Below are 16,204 nucleotides of genomic sequence, written 5' to 3'. Positions count from 1 at the left end.
ATTCAATAATGACTAATTTATTAATTTTAGGAGCAAGCGGCCAAATTGCTGTAATTGCTGAAAAATTACTACATCAACACGAAGAAGTACAGGAAACATACTATTTACGCCACTTAGACAAATTGCCTGAAGCTCATAAAACTTGGGGCACGATTGTCCAAGGCGATGCCGCCGACACTGCTAAGTTAGCGCAAACAATGGCTGGACAAGATATTGTTTATGCCAACCTAGCCGGCAGCAACATCGAGCAGCAAGCTCAATCAACGGTGACAGCCATGAAGAAGCAGCATGTTAAACGCCTAATTTGGATTTCCACTCTCGGTATTTATGACGAAGTGCCCGGCAAGTTCGGCGAATGGAATAACCAAATGCTAGGCAAAAGCTACTTGCCAACATACGCAGCAGCTGCCAAAATAATTGAGGAAAGTGGGCTTGACTATACCATCATTCGACCCGCTTGGCTACAGAATAATGATGAGATTGACTACGAACTAACCCAAAAAGGTGAACCCTTTAAGGGAACAGAGGTTTCACGTAAAAGCGTTGCCAGTTTGGTAACGGATCTTGTACTTGACCCAACTAAGCACATTGGGGAATCCTTAGGTGTTGATAAACCTGATACTACAGGTGATAAACCTAGCTGGTATTAGTTAGTTCATCGAATAATAAATAGGCCATATATATGATGTGACCCCCAAATTTAGGACAGTTTAATAATTTCTAGCTGAGGACTAACTCCCGATATTCAGAAGGAGTCAGTCCTTTTAGTTTTGCACTGATTCTTTTGGTATTGTAGTAATACGTACTTTCTGATTGCTTCTTCCAGTGCCGGTTGCTTACGCCAGGCCTGCCTTAACATGTCCATAGTCTGCTCAAGGCTGGGACTGTGCGATAAGTGCAGCAGGTCGGGAATGGCATAAATAACTTCAAGAATAAAAGTTACGCTGACTTTGAGTTCGAATCTCATGGGTAACTGCCCGGACTATTTCCGCTGGTCGACTAAGGCGCTCAATTTTTTACGAATTCGTTCTCGACGAACAGCTTCAAGTTCTGCTGGCGCAGCCAATTGGCCAACATTCCAGAACTTTTCAGGCGCAGATCAAGAGCTACTTGATAGGCCGCTTCACCTTTGACCAGCACCCGCCTAATGGCCTGCTCTTTAAAGTCAGCAAAATAGTTTAGTTTATATAAGGGCGGTCAAGAATGGTTGTACCATGGTAATTGATGAGGGCAAGTAAATAAGTAATACCAGCTACATTAACCTGATAGCGGCGACTTAATTCCTTAGAACCAATGCCATAATTCTGCCAAAGATCAAAGATAGCAATTTTATCTTGTTTAGTTAATTAGTCATAATAATACCCCCAAATTTGTCCTAAATTTGGGGGTTGTATCGCGATTGTGAATGGCCTTTTTTTACTTAAAGCAAAAATTTCTTGATTGAGTTTACAAAACTTTTGAGTGCTACTGACCTATTAGTCTTCAAATATATCAATTGCATTGAATAGCTTTGTTCTTGCCGTGAATGAAAATGCCGGTAAACAATTTCGTCATCCGGCTTCATTATTTGGTTAATCAGGCCCTTGGGGATATAAGCAATCCCCTGATTAAGCGCTGTACTTGTCATCAGCTGTTCAATTGAAGAAACTCGAATAATCCGATAATTATTCATGTTTTTATGCAAAGTAGCGGTAAACGTCTTCCGCATAAAATCAGAATTTTCACTGCTGTAATAAAGTAAAGTTTGCCCGTCCAAGTCCTTTTCTTCAAGGTAGCGCTTCGTGCTCAATGCATTCTGCTTACTAATCCCTATCACCATCTCATTAGAATAGACTGGAACAAATTCGTACTCAGAAGCTTGCGGAATGTCATAACTACCATAGTGGTTAATGTAGGCGCAATCCAGCTTATTGAGAGCGAGATCGGCTAAGATGTGTTCGACACTCTCTTCCGTAGTAAAGAAGTCAATTTTAGGCTCTAGCCTTTTAGTCTGATAATTAATGATTTCCTTTTCCATTATAAAAGCGTCAAAAATTGAAAAGTAGCCAATATAAAGCGAATTACCAGTAGCTTTAGAAATATTTTTCAATTCAGAAATCGTCGCGTCCAGGTTGTTCAGGTATTCCTGCGCACGTCCGGCAAAATATTTGCCTGCCGCAGTTAAGGTGACTCGATTATTGCTTCGTTCAAATAATTCGGCCCCAATTTCTTTTTCAAGCCGGGCCATCTGCCGGGATACCGCACGTTGAGTAACATACCTTTGTTCTGCAACCCTGCCAAAACTGCCTTGCTGGACCACAGCCAGGAAAACTTTCAATTGTTCACTATCCATCTATTTTCACCTGTACATTTATATCCTAGTGGCGACTAAATCTACTATAGCACATTTTGCATGTAAGCGATTATAATTTTAGTATAGATTACTTGTAGGAGGTTTCACAAATGGAAATCAAAGAAAATTATGATGTTGTTATCGTTGGTGGTGGTGCAGCCGGTTTTACAGCCGCATACCAGGCCAGTCAACGTGGACTATCCGTCTTAGTCGTTGAAAAGGGCCGCAATACGGGCGGCAGCGGCGAGCATATCGAAGGCGCTTTCGCCGTTGACTCATACTTACAAAAGCAGCATAACGTCAAGTTAACTAAAAAAGAGGCCTTAAACGAAGAGTTAGATTATTCACATTACCGGGCTGACACACAGGTTTGGAAAGAATATATTGATGCTTCTGCTGGCATCATCAAGTGGTTGAACGACATCGGCGTTGAATACCTGGACGTAGCACCGCTTGGCAGCGGCTACCGGACCTGGCACTTGTTTAAAGGACTGGGTAAATCCGTTATTCATGACGTTTTAGAGCCTAAGTCAAAGAAACAAGGCGCAGAAGTTGTTACTTCAACGACTGTAAGCAAGATTAACTTAAACAGCAAGGGCCAGGTCGAAAGCCTAGTTCTCAAAGACTTGACCGATAACTCAACTAAAATAGTTTCAACTAGAGCAGTTGTACTGGCAACGGGTGGCTACTTAAACAACAAGGAAATGATTAAAAGCGAAACCCATTACGATGAGAATCAACTCATCCCGGTTAACTCAATGAAGAACACGGGTGACGGACTTAAGCTTGCCTGGGATGTCGGTGCACAAAAGTACGCAATGGACATGGCAATGCTCTTTGGTGGTTATCTTAAGGACCCGACCAAGCCAGGCTACGTTTACCGTTATTCAGAATTAAACGGTGCGGCCGACCAGCAGTCACTGCTCTGGGTTAACGAAAACGGCGACCGTTTTGTCAATGAAGAAGTTGTTGATAACTTTGCACTAGCCGGCAACGCTTTGTTCACCCAAGGCAAGGTTTACTCCATTATCGACGAGGCCACTATTGATCACTTGGCTGACGTAGGTCTCTATAAGCCGATGGGAACTTGGGACTACCACGACACTAGACTTCCACACTTGAAGGAAGAAATGCAAAAGGCCTTTGACGAAAATGCGCCCTACATTACCAAGGCTGATTCAATTGCCGAATTAGCACAAAAATTAGGCTTAGCTAACTTAGAGCAAACTATTAGCCACTACAACGCGATGGCTCACAACGGCCAAGACGTTGACTTTGATAAGAAGGCTGACTTCATGATTCCAGTCGAAAACGGTCCATTCTATGCGTTTGAACTTGGCATCGGTGCCTTCTGTACAATGGGTGGACTGAAGACCGATACTGAACATCGGGTTTTGGATAAAAGCGGCAAGCCGATTAAGGGCTTGTACGCCGCTGGCAATGACGGCGCTGGCATGCTGATTGGTGACACTTATGGCCCTAACATGCCTGGTACGGAAGCAGGATTTGTCTTCTACTCCGGCAAGCATGTTGCCAATGTAATTGCTGACCAACTACAAGGTTAAATTATATTAGCAATTAAAAAGAACGAGTCTCAGTACTCGTTTTTTTTGTTTGTACCCCCCGACTTCTACTAAAATAAACGGGTTTTACCCCGCCTTTTGTGCCAATTATCAGTATTCTGATTGGCTCGTTCCGCCAGAAAGGATTAACCTTGCATCATTAAAGAAAGCAGGTTAGCAAACATGGTTAAAGCAATTATTCAAATAGGTTATCGGCAAGCAGAATTGCAGGACAAGGCTGCAGATGCGCTCACGCCCTTGTCAATCAAAATCGAAACAAAATTCGTGCCGCTCTTTCGGTATGACCTTTTAAAATTAGACCAGCAAATGCACTCACAAGTGCCTGCCGTCTTAGGTTATGGTGCAACGGGCATTGTTAAAGAAGTGGGCAGTTTGCGATCTACGGCACTTTTGGGGCAGCCCGCCTTGTTACTGCATCCCTGGGGAACCTTTCAGGAAGAGATCACTTCCAGCATCCCGCCGCTTGCAATTTCACTCATTTCTGGTGTTACATTAAGGGACGCAGCTATACTAATCGGTGGCGGTGACCTAGCTTTGACTCTTTTTAAAATTGCCCAGAAAAAGCAGCAGCCACTGGTGATTTATGGTGCAGATTCATTGACCGGTCTCATCTTGATGCAGCTATTGACGCACCACAGTCAATTGCCTTTCATCCCCAAGGTGCGACCAATTTCACAAGACTACCTCAATGAAAAAGCCACTAAGTACAACATCAATACTGCACGGCCAGTTAACTCGGCGAATAAACTTGTCCTTGACCTAGCCGGTGCGGGCGTTAATCCCCAGTTACTGGCCCACCTGCAAGACGGTGACCAGGTAATCAGCGTCGCTCAAAAGGACGTGCCCGGCATTCAGTTCATTAGTAAGCCCTCTTTACCCAAAAATTATCTTTATTTAATGCAAGAGATCCAGCTTAAAAGATTATTCGTCCCTATCAACAAAATATTTTCCTACCACAACTTTGATCAGGCAATTGCTACTCAAGCCCAAGGACCAAATCGCGGTCGCAATTTGATTTCTTTTCAGGAATTACCAGAATAGGCATATAATATAGTCGATTAATCATAAAATACTGTTCGAGGATCACATGCAAAATTACGAAGAATTGATTTCACAAAAGATTGGTATATTGGTCAAAAACGCCCGCGTAAAGCAACGACTTTCCCAGCAAGAACTCGCTAGCGGCATCTGCTCGCAAGCGTTGATCAGCAGTATTGAGCACGGCGAATATATTCCCAATGCTGCTATTTTTATTGCTCTCTGCAACAAGCTGCATCTTTCAATCGACGATGCCTTCTTAAAAGAACGCCTAAATTTTGGTAACAACGACCAGCTGGCACAAGCAGCTTTTGACCTTTGTCGCCAGCACCAATATCAGCAACTTTTGCAGTACCTTGATCAGCAAACAATTATTAGGTCGCTTAACTCAGACTTAGACTTTCAAATTTATTATTACTATTACGGCTGTGCCGTTTACCAGGTAGAATGCAACCTAAGCGACTGCCAGCACTACTTTAAACTCGCTATTTCCTACACGATGGATATAACTCAACCCGTACCGCGCAATACCGTTGAACTACTACTGGTAAACGCCCTAGGCTTTATCTACGCCCAGCAAAAAAGAACTGAAGAGGCCTTTGTCCTCTTCAAGACAGTTAATACCACTCTTCTTAAAACAACCGCCCAATCCGAAAACCTTAACGTAATCCACTTTCAGCAGGGTAAAAGTTACTTTGAATTAAAGCAGTATGACCGCGCTTTAGACACACTTCTTACTGGTCTCAAACGCATCAACCAGTTTAACTCGACCTTTATGTTAAACAATTACGCACTGCTAATCCTGGAATGTTACCAGCACTTGCAGTAAATCACCTAAAAATCCGCCGCTTGAATTATAGCAGCGGATTTTGTTTTGGCAGAAAAAGTAATGCTTCATTTTAAAAGCCATGTTGTAAAAAATTTTAACTGCACTTACAATTGTGCCAACAACCCCAAAATATTGATAGTACAGGAGAAACAACAATTGATTATTGAAGAATTTAAAGACATCCAAATTGCATATATGCGCAGAATTGGTAAATACGGAGCGAAAAACAAACAGCTAATGGAAAACTTTAAGGCATACTTAAAAGCAAACAACTTGTTCAACAATGATACTGCCATACTAGGAATCGCCTTAGATGATCCAATGCAAACACCGGCAAAGCAGCAAAGATACGATGTAGGCGTCATTGTGACTAACAAGGTGCAGCTCCGTGAATTACCAACTCGTGGAATTACCAACGGGCGCTACGCAATATTTGAAATTGCGCATACAGCAGAGGCTGTAGCAAACTTCTGGAACAACACTCCCGCTTTAACTGCCAATCTGCCAATAGACAGCACTAAACCAATAATTGAGCGCTATGCTTATCCCAAAATTGCACAGCACTTATGCGAATTTTGCGTCCCACTGCAATAATCACCTAAAAAAGCTTCATCGTAATCAGAATCTTGCCCAAATACGTTGAAGCCTTTCAGCATTTCAATAATTATTGTTTTTCTGCGCGCATTGAGTGCATTGCTTTGATCAGCCGACCTTTTGCTTCAGGGTGCAAATTTGACCCAGAATTGCTTTTTTAAGGCGCAGCCTTTATTTCTGCCAGCCTGCTACAACTGCCTTGCCGATCATGTGACCACTCTCCACCAGTTTGTGGGCCTTGCGCAAATTTTGCGCATTCAACGGCGTCAGCGTTTTAGTCAGCGTACACTTAAGCAACCCGCTGTCTAGCATGGTCGCTAACTTGTTGAGAATTTCATGTTGCGAAATCATATCGCTGGTCTGGTAGTAAGACTTGGTAAATATCCATTCCCAAGCAAAGTGCGCCTTCTTCATAGTCAATGCGCGCAAATTAATGGGCCGCAGGTTTTCAGTGGTCGAAACAATTCGCCCTTCCGGCTTGATTAGCTTGCACATTTCATTCCAGTGCCGGTCCAGGTCGCTTAATTCAAGGATATAATCAACATACTGATGGCCCAACGCCCTAACTTGCCTTACTAAATCGCTGCGGGGATTGACAACAAAATCGGCACCATAATTTTTGGTCCATTCAATGCTGTCTGGCCTTGAAGCAGTTGCGATTACCTTTAGTCCGGCCAGGTGGGCCAGTTGGGTTGCAATAGAGCCGACGCCACCGGCGCCGTTAATGATTAGGATGGTCTTGCCCACATTTCGGCTCGGATCTATTGCTAATTCCAATTGTTCAAACAGGGCCTCATATGCAGTAAGCGCGGTCAAGGGCATTGCAGCGGCCTGAGCGGCGGTCAATTTCTGGGGCGCGCTGCCGACAATCCGCTCGTCAACCAGCTGGTACTCGCTGTCGCTGCCCGACCTAACAAACGAACCGGCATAATAGACGCGTGCGCCGGGCCTGAACAGTGTAACCTCTGTCCCACTTCAGCAACGGTTCCGCAAGCGTCCCAACCAATAACTTGGGGCTCCTTCAGGACGCCGTGACCGTTTTTTCTAATGCTGACGTCAACCGGGTTAACCGCGACCGCACTTGTTTATACCAAAAGATCATGCCCTGTTGCAACGGGCCTGGACACCTCTACGTCAACCAGGCTTTTTTCATCGTCAATATCCAAGTGTTCTCTAAAACCAATAGCTTTCATTTCTGCTCCTTTGCGTTTTGCCTACCCCTCAATAGTACTTGGCCGCAGGAGAAAAACAAGACGTGAATTTTTATTTACTAAGTAACAATTTATTCCCCTAGCATACTAACGGATAAAACGCTAAAATTAGCAGTGTACCGCAGAAAGAGAGTGATCATTTGCCACGCCACGCCTATAATTGTGCTCGGGGCTGTCCCGTCGAAAGCACGCTGCAAGTAATTGCGGGAAAATGGAAGAGCGTCATTATTTACCACCTAATCACCAATAAATCCTGCCGGTTTAGCGAGTTGCAGCGGCTGATGCCCCATATTTCCAGAAGGATGCTGGCCCTGCAGCTGAAGGAACTGGCAGGCGACAACGTCATTGCAAAAACCACCTATCCGGTGGTGCCGCCCAGAACCAGCTACGAATTGACCGACTGGGGCAAAACGCTTACCCCGCTAATCCTGGAAATGGAAAAATGGGGCGAAAAATACAACCAAACGCACGTTAACGATGATTAAGACCATTATTTCTTAGGGGGGCAAGACGGAGTCAAGAAGCGCAAAATAATTCAGAAAAATAAGCAGCAAAAAAAGAGGCCGGGGCCTCTTTTTTTAATCAATCAAATTACTTGTTAGCTGGCGTTGTCGCTGCTGGCTTTTGATCCGTCGAACTGGTTGAACCAGCAGGAGTCGTTGCAGTCTTGGAGTCGTCCTTGGCTGGCGTAGTTGCAGTCTTGGAATCATCTTTAGCTGGTGTAACTGGCTTCTTAGCGTCGTCTGCAGCTGGTGCAGTTGTTGGCTTTGAATCGTCTTTAGCAGGAGTCGTTGGCTTCTGTTCTGGCGTAGCTGCTGGCTTTTGGTTAGCGGCCTTGATCTCGGCCTTGAGTGCCTTAATCTCAGCGCTCAAGTATGAGCGGTAACGCTTAGCGTACTTAGCGTGGTTCTTCTTGAGGTGCTTCAGGGCCTTCTTGTACAAGTTCAGCTTCTTCTTGTCGGACAGCTTAGCGCCCTTCTTGACAGTCTTGTTGAAGTAATTGTTAGCCTTCTTGTGCTTCTTCGTCCATGACGCCTTGGTCTTGCGGATCGGGCTCTTCTTTGCCGGTGCAGTCGCAGTTGGGCCGTTGAAACCAGGGTCCAGCGGGTTGGACGGATCAAAATCCGTTCCCTTAATCGGCTCGTTGATTGGCTGCTTAGCAGGCTCTTCAGCTGGCTTTTGTGCAGAATCCTTAGCTGGTGCTGTGGTTTGATCTTGTTTAGCAGTTTGATCTGGCTTAGCAGTTTGGTCAGCTTGCGTATCAGCCAGTACCATTGCGGTCTGACTAACAACTGGAGTCAGTGCGGTTAAACCGGCAACGGCCAACATGATGGCATTTTTCTTTAAATTCATAATTACCTCTCCGTATCTGAAATATTTTGTTCAAAAGGGTGCCTTTTGAAATTTCCTATAGTATACACGCTTTTGGGCGTTTTTGATACTAAATTTTTATAACATCACAGTGTTAAAGAATTTGTTCTAAGAATTTCAATCGAAAATTGCAATTTGCCAATTATAAAAATAAAGATTGTCAACATTTCCTTAAATGAATTACATGTAAGAGAAGAGGAATTCTACTTTGCAACAGTGATCTGCAGGAGCTATTTCAAGTAAAGGCTTCATTCATTTTGTGGCACGAAGCGAAAAGCATATGGCGCTTAATAACATTTCGTTTGCTTGAATTATTACCTATAATAGAATAAAGTAAGGAAAATTATTGTCAGGGAAAGTTAGAATTATCATGGCAATATAAAGGAGCGAATCAAGATGAAAGTTACGATTTCGAAGCAATTTCAAGCATTTATTCAGGAGGTTGGAGTACAGCTGGACGATCTTTTGGAACGAGCCTCTATTCCCAACGTGTTATGGAAGGAAGAATTAGAACTATCCCCTGGGGATTACGTGAAGTTTCTAGGGGAGTTAGACAAGGATATTACCGATGAACAAATTCTCGCTTTCAGTGAAGTGAAGAATATTAATAACTTTATGCCACCCTTTTTTGTGGCACTCTGTGCGAAAAATTCCCGGGAAGCCTTTCACCGCTTTGGCTTGTACAAGCAATTGATATGTCCCTTAGTCGTGTCTATCGATGAACAGTCAGAAACGCTGACCATTCAGTTAAGTTTTGGTATTGAAGGTGCTGATATGCCTCGGTTTACTCTGTTAAATGAACAGCTAGCTCTGCTTAGCTTAATACGTACAGGGACAGGAAAAGATATTGTTCCGGTGAGTGTTACTAGTCCTTATGAGTACAGTCAACTATTAGTGGATTATTTAGAGGTACAACCGGAATTAGCAGATCACAATTCCTTGGTATTTCGCACAGAGGATGTACAGATACCGTTCATCACCCAAAACAACGTGATGTGGGAGTACTTGGAGCCGGAGTTAAAACGTCGCTTAGAGGAGCTATCGAAAGATCATTCTTTTTTAAATCTTGTGGAAAAGGCACTCTTTACCGCCATTCCCAGTGATCGATTTTCTCGGGATGAAGTCGCAAAATCTCTAGGGGTTAGTGTGCGGACCATGCAGCGGAAATTAAAAGAACAAGGAGTGACCTTTGCGCAGCTGGTGCAGAAGGTCCAAAAATTGTTAGCTCTAAGTTATATGGACACCCAAGAGCTTTCTACCGGAGAGATTGCATATTTGGTGGGTTATAAGGAACCGGCTTCTTTTTCCAGAGCCTTTAAGAATTGGACTGGCCAGACGATAACTGCTTATCGGGGAACTTTATGAAAACAAATGAATGGCTCTTTTGGCTATGATAAAGGCACGTTATGTTATTCATTTTTCGCGTCAATCTTTTTATAATTAAATGGAAAGAGATGGGAGGAAGTATATTATGAACGGGAAAACAGTAATTGTAACCGGAGCAAGCGATGGAATCGGAAAAGCTATTGCTACTCAAATGAAGGAAAAAGGCTATCAGGTGGTGATTGTCGGTCGTTCATCAAAAAAAACCATGGCTGTGGGTAAAGAGCTAAATGTTCCTTACTATGTCACAGATTTTACGAAGTTAGACGAAGTTCGCAAACTAGGTCAAGCATTGAAGGAGAAATATCCGAAGATTCATATTCTCTTTAATAATGCTGGGGGGATTTATGGCAAACGGGTGGTAACGGTGGATGGTTTTGAAAAGACCTTTCAAATTAACTACTTGGCCCATTTCTTATTGACTCAGATTCTTTTTGACAATTTGGTTGCTGGACACGCTACAGTAATTAATACCTCTAGTGTGGGGAATAGTGCTTTGAGTAAGTTAGACATCAACGATTTAAATATGGAGAAAAAATACAGTAATACTAGCGCTTATGGGAATGCAAAACTAGAAGTGATTCTTTTTGCCAAGGAATTCACCAAACGATACGGAAATTCAGGCGTCTCTATGGTAGCTTTCCACCCAGGGAATGTGTTGTCAAACTTTGCTTCAGAAGCAGAAGGGTTTATTCATGGAATATACAGTTTTGCTCTTCGGTCCAAGTTTGCTCAACGGATTTTTTCCATGATTCCGCCTGATCAAGGAGCAGACACTGGTGTGTGGTTGGCAACAACACAACCAGGAAAGGATTGGCAGCCGGGACAATATTATTATAAACGTAAGATTGCTAAACCTCATAAGTTAGCCAATGATTCTGAAGTTGCTCGCTCTTTGTGGGATCAAAGCGAAAAAATGGCTGGTGTCGTCTATCCAAAGTAATACTTTTTGAAAGAATGAACTTGGTAGTAAGAAGGTTCTGCTTGTAATCTAGTGCGTTTACTCTATGTAAAGAAAGTGAGGGAAATTATGACCGTTCAGTATGATTTTACAGATAAATTGGCCCTAGTTGTAGGTGGGACTGACTGGCAGCGCTGCTTAGGTATCTGACTTTGACCTGGGCATGGCCGTTGTGCCAGATATGAGCTGAATGGCAGTAAGGACAGGCAAGCAATTTAAGGGTGCAGTAGCAGACTTTAGTTTCAACGTTATTAACTGTTTCCAAGACCACCTGGTTAATTTCTGGGTGTTTAATGTTGAGGAAAAGTTTAATATAATTAAAGTGAGAGGTTATAATCAAACTCCTAAATAGATCTGAAGAGTAGTGTCAAAAGATATATGGCAAGAGGGCTTAGGGCCTCTTTTATTGTACCCAAAAAAGTCCTGCCAATAGCATATCATAGAAACTAGTCTAAGATATCTATACAGGATTTATTAAAGAGCCTATAAAATAAGGCTGTACTAGTTTGACTTGGTACAGCCTTATTTTTTTAATGTCAGTTTGCTACAACTAAAAATTGAACTTAAAAGTGTTTTGTCAAAAATTCATTTACAATTCCATACGTCTGATTGAATTTTTTAATTCTAGGATTTAAGAACATATCACACGTTCTCTTCCAATTATTATAACTGATACCTAACAAGTGACTATTCATCATTCCAATCACCTTCTCTTATGACTAAAAAGACCCCTAGTATAACTAAGAGTCCTGGTAAACAACCATGTTTGTAGATAAGTTTTTATCTAATTTAGTTCATACAAATCTAAGTAATATGGCTAATTTTATTCCCACTCAATCGTTGACGGTGGCTTGCTCGTCACGTCGTAGACCACGCGGTTGACGTTGGGCACCTCGTCCACGATGCGGGTCGAGACCTTCTGCAAAACGTCCCACGGCAGACGGGCAAAGTCAGCCGTCATGCCATCGACCGAAGTCACGGCGCGGATGCCGATCGTGTAGTCGTAGGTGCGGCCGTCGCCCATCACGCCAACGGAGCGGATGCCAGGCAGCACCGTGAAGTACTGCCAGACCTCTTCTTCGAGGCCCGCCTTTTTGATTTCAGCGCGCAGGATGGCGTCGCTTTCGCGCACGAGCGCCAATTTGTCCTCGGTCACCTCGCCTAATACGCGGATGCCTAGACCCGGGCCCGGAAACGGCTGCCGCCAGACCAGGTCGTGCGGAATCCCCAGCTTTTCGCCCAGGACCCGGACCTCATCCTTGAACAGCTTGCGCAGCGGCTCGATCAGCTTGAAGTGCATGTCCTTGGGCAGGCCACCGACGTTGTGGTGGGACTTGATTGTCTGCGCGGTGTTCGTGCCACTCTCAATCACGTCCGTGTAGAGCGTGCCCTGCGCCAGGAAGTCCACGCCGCGCAGTTTTTGCGCCTCTTCGCTAAAGACCTCGATGAACTCCTTGCCGATGATCTTGCGCTTCTGCTCCGGGTCGCTGACGCCGGCGAGCTTAGTCAAAAAGCGCTCCTGTGCGTTCACCCGGATAATGTTCACGCCCAGGTCACGGTTCAAGGCCGCCATCACCTCGTCGCCCTCGTTTTTGCGCAACATCCCGTGGTCGACAAAAATCGCGGTCAGCTGGTTGCCAATCGCCTTGTGCAGAAGCGTCGCCGTGACGCTTGAGTCAACGCCGCCGGACAGGCCCAGAATAACCTTCCTAACGCCCACCGTCTTTTTAATAGCAGCAACCTGCAATTCGATAAAGTCGTCCATCGTCCAGTTGGCGCGCGCCTTGCAGACCTTGAAGGCGAAGTTGCGCAAGATGTCCAGCCCGTACTGGGTGTTGCGCACCTCGGCGTGGAACTGGATGCCGTAAAACTTCTTGGCGTTGTTAGCGATAGCGGCAATCGGACAGTTCTTGCTCGAGGCGACCGTCACAAAGCCGGGCGGGGCCTGCTTAACCAGGTCGCCGTGGCTCATCCAGACATATTCATCTTGCGGCAAGCCGCTAAAGAGGACTGATTCAGGCTCTTCCACCTGGATGTCAGCACGGCCATATTCAGAATTGTCCGCTCGCTCGACTCTGCCATCCAGATAGTATGACATCAGCTGCATGCCGTAGCAGATACCCAGAATTGGAATCCCCAGGTCAAAGATTGCCGGATCAACCTTTAGTGCGTTGTCATCGTAGATGCTATTGGGCCCACCCGAAAAGATGATGCCCTTGGGCTTAATCTCTTTGATTTTAGCTATGCTCAAGTCGTGCGGCAATAATTCAGAATAAATCCCAAAGTCACGCAGCCTCCGCGTGATCAATTGGTTGTACTGACTGCCAAAGTCCAAAACAATAATTTCATCAAAAGCGTGCTTGTTTTTTCTCACTGCAATCCGGTCTCCTTTAATAGTGCAAACAATAATTACTTCAACTGTACTAAGAATTAAAAGCACGGTCAACTCTTTTTGATCAAAACTGCACCCCTTGCCGAATTATATCTTATATGCCAAAATCAATTCCACCTTATCTTGATAACGTTAGTCTTGCGCAATCTCTTTTTCTTGTGTTAGAATGCAGGCACAAGTAAATATCGGTCTATATATTGCCGAAATAAGGTCGGCAGTTTCTACTCAGAACCGTAAATTCTGAACTATGGATAATTAAGACGGTATAACGTGCTGTTACCAGGGTCTTTTTATCATAGTTATGGTAGAAAGGGCCTTTTTTGATTCAAGGAGGACATCGTGAAATTATTTGAAGAGCGCATTCGCCGCGACGGGGAAGTTTTGCCAGGGAACGTACTGAAGATCAACTCGTTTTTAAACCACCAGGTCGACCCCGAGCTGATGATGGCAGCGGGACAAGAATTCGCCCACACATTCAAAGACCAAGGCATCACCAAGGTCTTGACCTGCGAAGCCTCCGGCATTGCACCAGGAGTGATGGCTGCTTATGAAATACACGTACCCATGGTCTTTGCCCGCAAGAAAAAGCCATCGACGCTCAACGATGAAGTCTATTGGGCCGATGTTTATTCCTATACTAAGAAAGTTACCAACCAAATCTGCGTTGAACAAAACTTCATCAGCAAAGAAGACAAGCTTTTGATAATTGATGACTTCCTAGCCAACGGCGAAGCCGTTAAGGGCATGATTAATATTGCCCAGCAGGCAGGCGCTAATATTGTCGGCGTAGGAGTAGTGGTAGCCAAGACCTTCCAAGGCGGAACCGCTTGGCTAAAAGACCACGGCTTTACCCTTAAGGCACTTGCCCAAATCGACAGCCTGGAAAATGGTCAAGTCCACTTTGCAGGGGAAGAATAATGGCGCCAAAAGAAGTTAGTCAACAAAAAGCAGCTATTCTTGGCCTGCAACACCTTTTGGCCATGTATTCTGGTGCAGTCGCAGTCCCCCTTTTAATCGGGACTGCCCTCCACTTCACGGCAGCGCAGATGACCTACCTGGTCTCAATTGACATTTTCATGTGCGGGTTAGCAACCGTCTTGCAACTTTTAACCAACAAGTTTTCCGGGATCGGTTTCCCAGTAATTCTAGGTTGCGCTATTCAAGCAGTAGCACCTTTGCAGATGATCGGCCAGAAATTCTCCATCAACGACATGTATGGTGCAATCATTGCCGCCGGAATTTTCGTTATTTTGATTGCCGGAGTTTTTGCCAAGGTTAAAAAACTCTTCCCACCAGTAGTGACTGGGACCTTGATCACCACCATTGGACTATCCCTCATTCCGGTAGCCGTCCAAAACATGGGCGGCGGTAGCGCTGACGCCAAGAGTTTCGGCAGTGGCCAAAACCTGCTGCTCGCCTTTGCCACCATGTTCATTATCCTGGCCTTGCAAATTTGGACCAAGGGCTTCATGCGGTCGATTTCTGTTTTAATCGGTCTGGTAGTTGGAACAGTCATCGCTGCATGTATGGGCCTGGTCTCCTTCAAGCCAGTCATGGAAGCTTCCTGGTTCCACCTGCCCCAACTCTTTTATTTTGGGGTCCCTCACTTTGAGTGGTCGTCTAGTTTGACGATGATGATCATTGCCCTGGTTTCAATGGTGGAATCAACCGGCGTCTTCTTTGCCACTGGCGACTTGATCAAGCACCAGGTCACGGAAGAAGACCTTAAGAAGGGCTACCGGGCCGAGGGCATTGCCCAGATTTTCGGCGGTTTATTCAACGCTTTTCCGTACACCACCTTTTCACAAAACGTGGGCCTGCTCCAGCTGTCGGGCATCAAAACCAAGCGGCCTATTTACTGGGCTGGTGGCTTGCTGATGGCCATGGGACTCTTGCCGAAGATTGGCGCAATGGTGACCATCATCCCGACGCCCGTTCTCGGCGGGGCCATGTTGGTCATGTTCACCATGATTGCTGTTCAGGGCATCAAGACTCTGACCAAGGTCGACCTGAGTGCCAACAGCAATGTGTTGATCATTGCTATCTCGGTTGGACTAGGTCTAGGCGTTACAATTTATCCGCAATTCTTTCAGAACTTGCCGACAAGTGTGCAGCTTTTCTTAAGTAACGGCATCGTCATAACCAGCCTGTCAGCAACGATTTTGAACCTGCTGCTTAACGGACTAGGCTCTAAAAAGAACCTGGCCACTAACAATTAATAGCAATTAAAAACGACACTTTCCATTAAAGATAGTGTCGTTTTTAATTAGTCAATTTTAATGATGCCAGTTGCACAGCGGCTGGCTGCTTGAGGGCGGCACAGGAACTTTTCAACCGTGTCCAGCATTTGTTCGCCCACCGCCTTGAACTTGGGATCAGCAACCTTGTCGGTGTACTTCATGATGCCAATCGCCGTGCTGAAAATCAAGGCAGCAATTCCCATCCGGCTTTTATTGGACTGGTACCCTTGCATAAAAGCATTAATTACCTCCTAAAGAAAATAATAGTTA

At 44.8% G+C, this 16,204-nt stretch carries 16 protein-coding genes, 1 pseudogene and 1 riboswitch; of the genes and pseudogenes, 11 read left to right on the top strand and 6 right to left on the bottom strand.

What is annotated here, in order from left to right; translation table 11 throughout:
- The first annotated feature begins 8 nt into the window (after positions 1-8).
- Positions 9-650, top strand: a complete 642-nt coding sequence (locus tag AC2JF7_RS05355; RefSeq protein ID WP_500727667.1) for an SDR family oxidoreductase — start codon at positions 9-11, stop codon at positions 648-650.
- Positions 651-720: 70 nt separating this feature from the next.
- Here the strand turns inward: AC2JF7_RS05355 and AC2JF7_RS05350 are convergent, their stop codons facing one another.
- Complete coding sequence (locus tag AC2JF7_RS05350; protein ID WP_500727731.1) at positions 721-780, bottom strand: hypothetical protein; 60 nt, start codon at positions 778-780, stop codon at positions 721-723.
- Positions 781-1,420: 640 nt separating this feature from the next.
- Positions 1,421-2,332 carry a LysR family transcriptional regulator gene (locus AC2JF7_RS05345; RefSeq protein WP_500727666.1) on the bottom strand — a complete coding sequence of 304 codons (912 nt, stop codon included), beginning with the start codon at positions 2,330-2,332 and terminating at the stop codon, positions 1,421-1,423.
- 110 nt (positions 2,333-2,442) lie between these two features.
- Between AC2JF7_RS05345 and vprA the strand changes: the two genes are divergently transcribed.
- From vprA to AC2JF7_RS05325, 4 genes are all read left to right on the top strand, one after another.
- Positions 2,443-3,897, top strand: a complete 1,455-nt coding sequence (gene vprA, locus AC2JF7_RS05340; RefSeq protein WP_500727665.1) for a vinyl phenol reductase — start codon at positions 2,443-2,445, stop codon at positions 3,895-3,897.
- Positions 3,898-4,077: 180 nt separating this feature from the next.
- On the top strand, positions 4,078-4,956 hold the full coding sequence (locus tag AC2JF7_RS05335; protein ID WP_500727664.1) for a hypothetical protein: 879 nt from the start codon (positions 4,078-4,080) through the stop codon (positions 4,954-4,956).
- A 46-nt stretch (positions 4,957-5,002) separates the two neighbouring features.
- Positions 5,003-5,782 (top strand): helix-turn-helix domain-containing protein, encoded by a 780-nt coding sequence (locus AC2JF7_RS05330; protein ID WP_500727663.1) that lies wholly within the window; start codon positions 5,003-5,005, stop codon positions 5,780-5,782.
- A 45-nt stretch (positions 5,783-5,827) separates the two neighbouring features.
- Positions 5,828-6,376, top strand: a complete 549-nt coding sequence (locus tag AC2JF7_RS05325) for an AraC family transcriptional regulator (RefSeq protein ID WP_500727662.1) — start codon at positions 5,828-5,830, stop codon at positions 6,374-6,376.
- A gap of 171 nt (positions 6,377-6,547) precedes the next feature.
- On the opposite strand, the pseudogene AC2JF7_RS05320 reads toward AC2JF7_RS05325, so the two are convergent.
- Positions 6,548-7,569 (bottom strand): annotated as a pseudogene (locus tag AC2JF7_RS05320) (zinc-binding alcohol dehydrogenase family protein).
- 158 nt (positions 7,570-7,727) lie between these two features.
- Between AC2JF7_RS05320 and AC2JF7_RS05315 the strand changes: the two are divergent.
- Entirely contained in the window at positions 7,728-8,072 is a 345-nt protein-coding gene (locus AC2JF7_RS05315) for a winged helix-turn-helix transcriptional regulator (RefSeq protein ID WP_500727661.1), read from the top strand.
- 106 nt (positions 8,073-8,178) lie between these two features.
- Here the strand turns inward: AC2JF7_RS05315 and AC2JF7_RS05310 are convergent, their stop codons facing one another.
- Positions 8,179-8,940 carry a hypothetical protein gene (locus AC2JF7_RS05310; RefSeq protein ID WP_500727660.1) on the bottom strand — a complete coding sequence of 254 codons (762 nt, stop codon included), beginning with the start codon at positions 8,938-8,940 and terminating at the stop codon, positions 8,179-8,181.
- A 414-nt stretch (positions 8,941-9,354) separates the two neighbouring features.
- On the opposite strand from AC2JF7_RS05310, the gene AC2JF7_RS05305 reads away from it, so the two are divergent.
- The 3 genes from AC2JF7_RS05305 (at position 9,355) to AC2JF7_RS05295 (ending at position 11,654) form a co-directional block, all read left to right on the top strand.
- Positions 9,355-10,323 (top strand): helix-turn-helix domain-containing protein, encoded by a 969-nt coding sequence (locus tag AC2JF7_RS05305; RefSeq protein WP_500727659.1) that lies wholly within the window; start codon positions 9,355-9,357, stop codon positions 10,321-10,323.
- 106 nt (positions 10,324-10,429) lie between these two features.
- On the top strand, positions 10,430-11,284 hold the full coding sequence (locus AC2JF7_RS05300; protein WP_500727658.1) for an SDR family NAD(P)-dependent oxidoreductase: 855 nt from the start codon (positions 10,430-10,432) through the stop codon (positions 11,282-11,284).
- Between the two features lie 208 nt (positions 11,285-11,492).
- Entirely contained in the window at positions 11,493-11,654 is a 162-nt protein-coding gene (locus tag AC2JF7_RS05295; protein WP_500727657.1) for a hypothetical protein, read from the top strand.
- A gap of 471 nt (positions 11,655-12,125) precedes the next feature.
- Here AC2JF7_RS05295 and guaA read toward each other — a convergent pair whose 3' ends face one another.
- Positions 12,126-13,676 (bottom strand): glutamine-hydrolyzing GMP synthase, encoded by a 1,551-nt coding sequence (gene guaA, locus AC2JF7_RS05290; protein ID WP_500727656.1) that lies wholly within the window; start codon positions 13,674-13,676, stop codon positions 12,126-12,128.
- Between the two features lie 188 nt (positions 13,677-13,864).
- Positions 13,865-13,962, top strand: a riboswitch (purine riboswitch).
- A 71-nt stretch (positions 13,963-14,033) separates the two neighbouring features.
- Here guaA and AC2JF7_RS05285 point away from each other — a divergent pair.
- Together AC2JF7_RS05285 and AC2JF7_RS05280 are read left to right on the top strand one after the other, a co-directional pair.
- The gene (locus tag AC2JF7_RS05285; RefSeq protein ID WP_500727655.1) at positions 14,034-14,612 is read left to right on the top strand and encodes a xanthine phosphoribosyltransferase; all 579 of its coding nucleotides are present in this window, start codon (positions 14,034-14,036) and stop codon (positions 14,610-14,612) included.
- The gene (locus tag AC2JF7_RS05280) at positions 14,612-15,913 is read left to right on the top strand and encodes a nucleobase:cation symporter-2 family protein (protein ID WP_500727654.1); all 1,302 of its coding nucleotides are present in this window, start codon (positions 14,612-14,614) and stop codon (positions 15,911-15,913) included. The genes AC2JF7_RS05285 and AC2JF7_RS05280 overlap by 1 nt, the downstream gene beginning before the upstream one ends.
- Before the next feature lie 47 nt (positions 15,914-15,960).
- Here AC2JF7_RS05280 and AC2JF7_RS05275 read toward each other — a convergent pair whose 3' ends face one another.
- Entirely contained in the window at positions 15,961-16,167 is a 207-nt protein-coding gene (locus AC2JF7_RS05275) for a hypothetical protein (protein WP_500727653.1), read from the bottom strand.
- Positions 16,168-16,204 lie beyond the last annotated feature (37 nt).

The organism is Lactobacillus sp. XV31L, from assembly GCF_059900865.1.
Note: the sequence above shows the minus strand (reverse complement) of the source record. Positions and strands in the feature narration are given on the sequence as shown.

Excerpts from the sequence above, each read along its gene's own strand:
- AC2JF7_RS05355 (WP_500727667.1), top strand. The coding sequence starts at position 9 with ATGACTAATTTATTAATTTTAGGAGCAAGCGGCCAAATTGCTGTAATT.
- AC2JF7_RS05345 (WP_500727666.1), bottom strand. The coding sequence starts at position 2,332 with ATGGATAGTGAACAATTGAAAGTTTTCCTGGCTGTGGTCCAGCAAGGC.
- vprA (WP_500727665.1), top strand. The coding sequence starts at position 2,443 with ATGGAAATCAAAGAAAATTATGATGTTGTTATCGTTGGTGGTGGTGCA.
- AC2JF7_RS05335 (WP_500727664.1), top strand. The coding sequence starts at position 4,078 with ATGGTTAAAGCAATTATTCAAATAGGTTATCGGCAAGCAGAATTGCAG.
- AC2JF7_RS05330 (WP_500727663.1), top strand. The coding sequence starts at position 5,003 with ATGCAAAATTACGAAGAATTGATTTCACAAAAGATTGGTATATTGGTC.
- AC2JF7_RS05310 (WP_500727660.1), bottom strand. The coding sequence starts at position 8,940 with ATGAATTTAAAGAAAAATGCCATCATGTTGGCCGTTGCCGGTTTAACC.
- AC2JF7_RS05305 (WP_500727659.1), top strand. The coding sequence starts at position 9,355 with ATGAAAGTTACGATTTCGAAGCAATTTCAAGCATTTATTCAGGAGGTT.
- AC2JF7_RS05300 (WP_500727658.1), top strand. The coding sequence starts at position 10,430 with ATGAACGGGAAAACAGTAATTGTAACCGGAGCAAGCGATGGAATCGGA.
- AC2JF7_RS05295 (WP_500727657.1), top strand. The coding sequence starts at position 11,493 with ATGGCAGTAAGGACAGGCAAGCAATTTAAGGGTGCAGTAGCAGACTTT.
- AC2JF7_RS05280 (WP_500727654.1), top strand. The coding sequence starts at position 14,612 with ATGGCGCCAAAAGAAGTTAGTCAACAAAAAGCAGCTATTCTTGGCCTG.
- AC2JF7_RS05275 (WP_500727653.1), bottom strand. The coding sequence starts at position 16,167 with ATGCAAGGGTACCAGTCCAATAAAAGCCGGATGGGAATTGCTGCCTTG.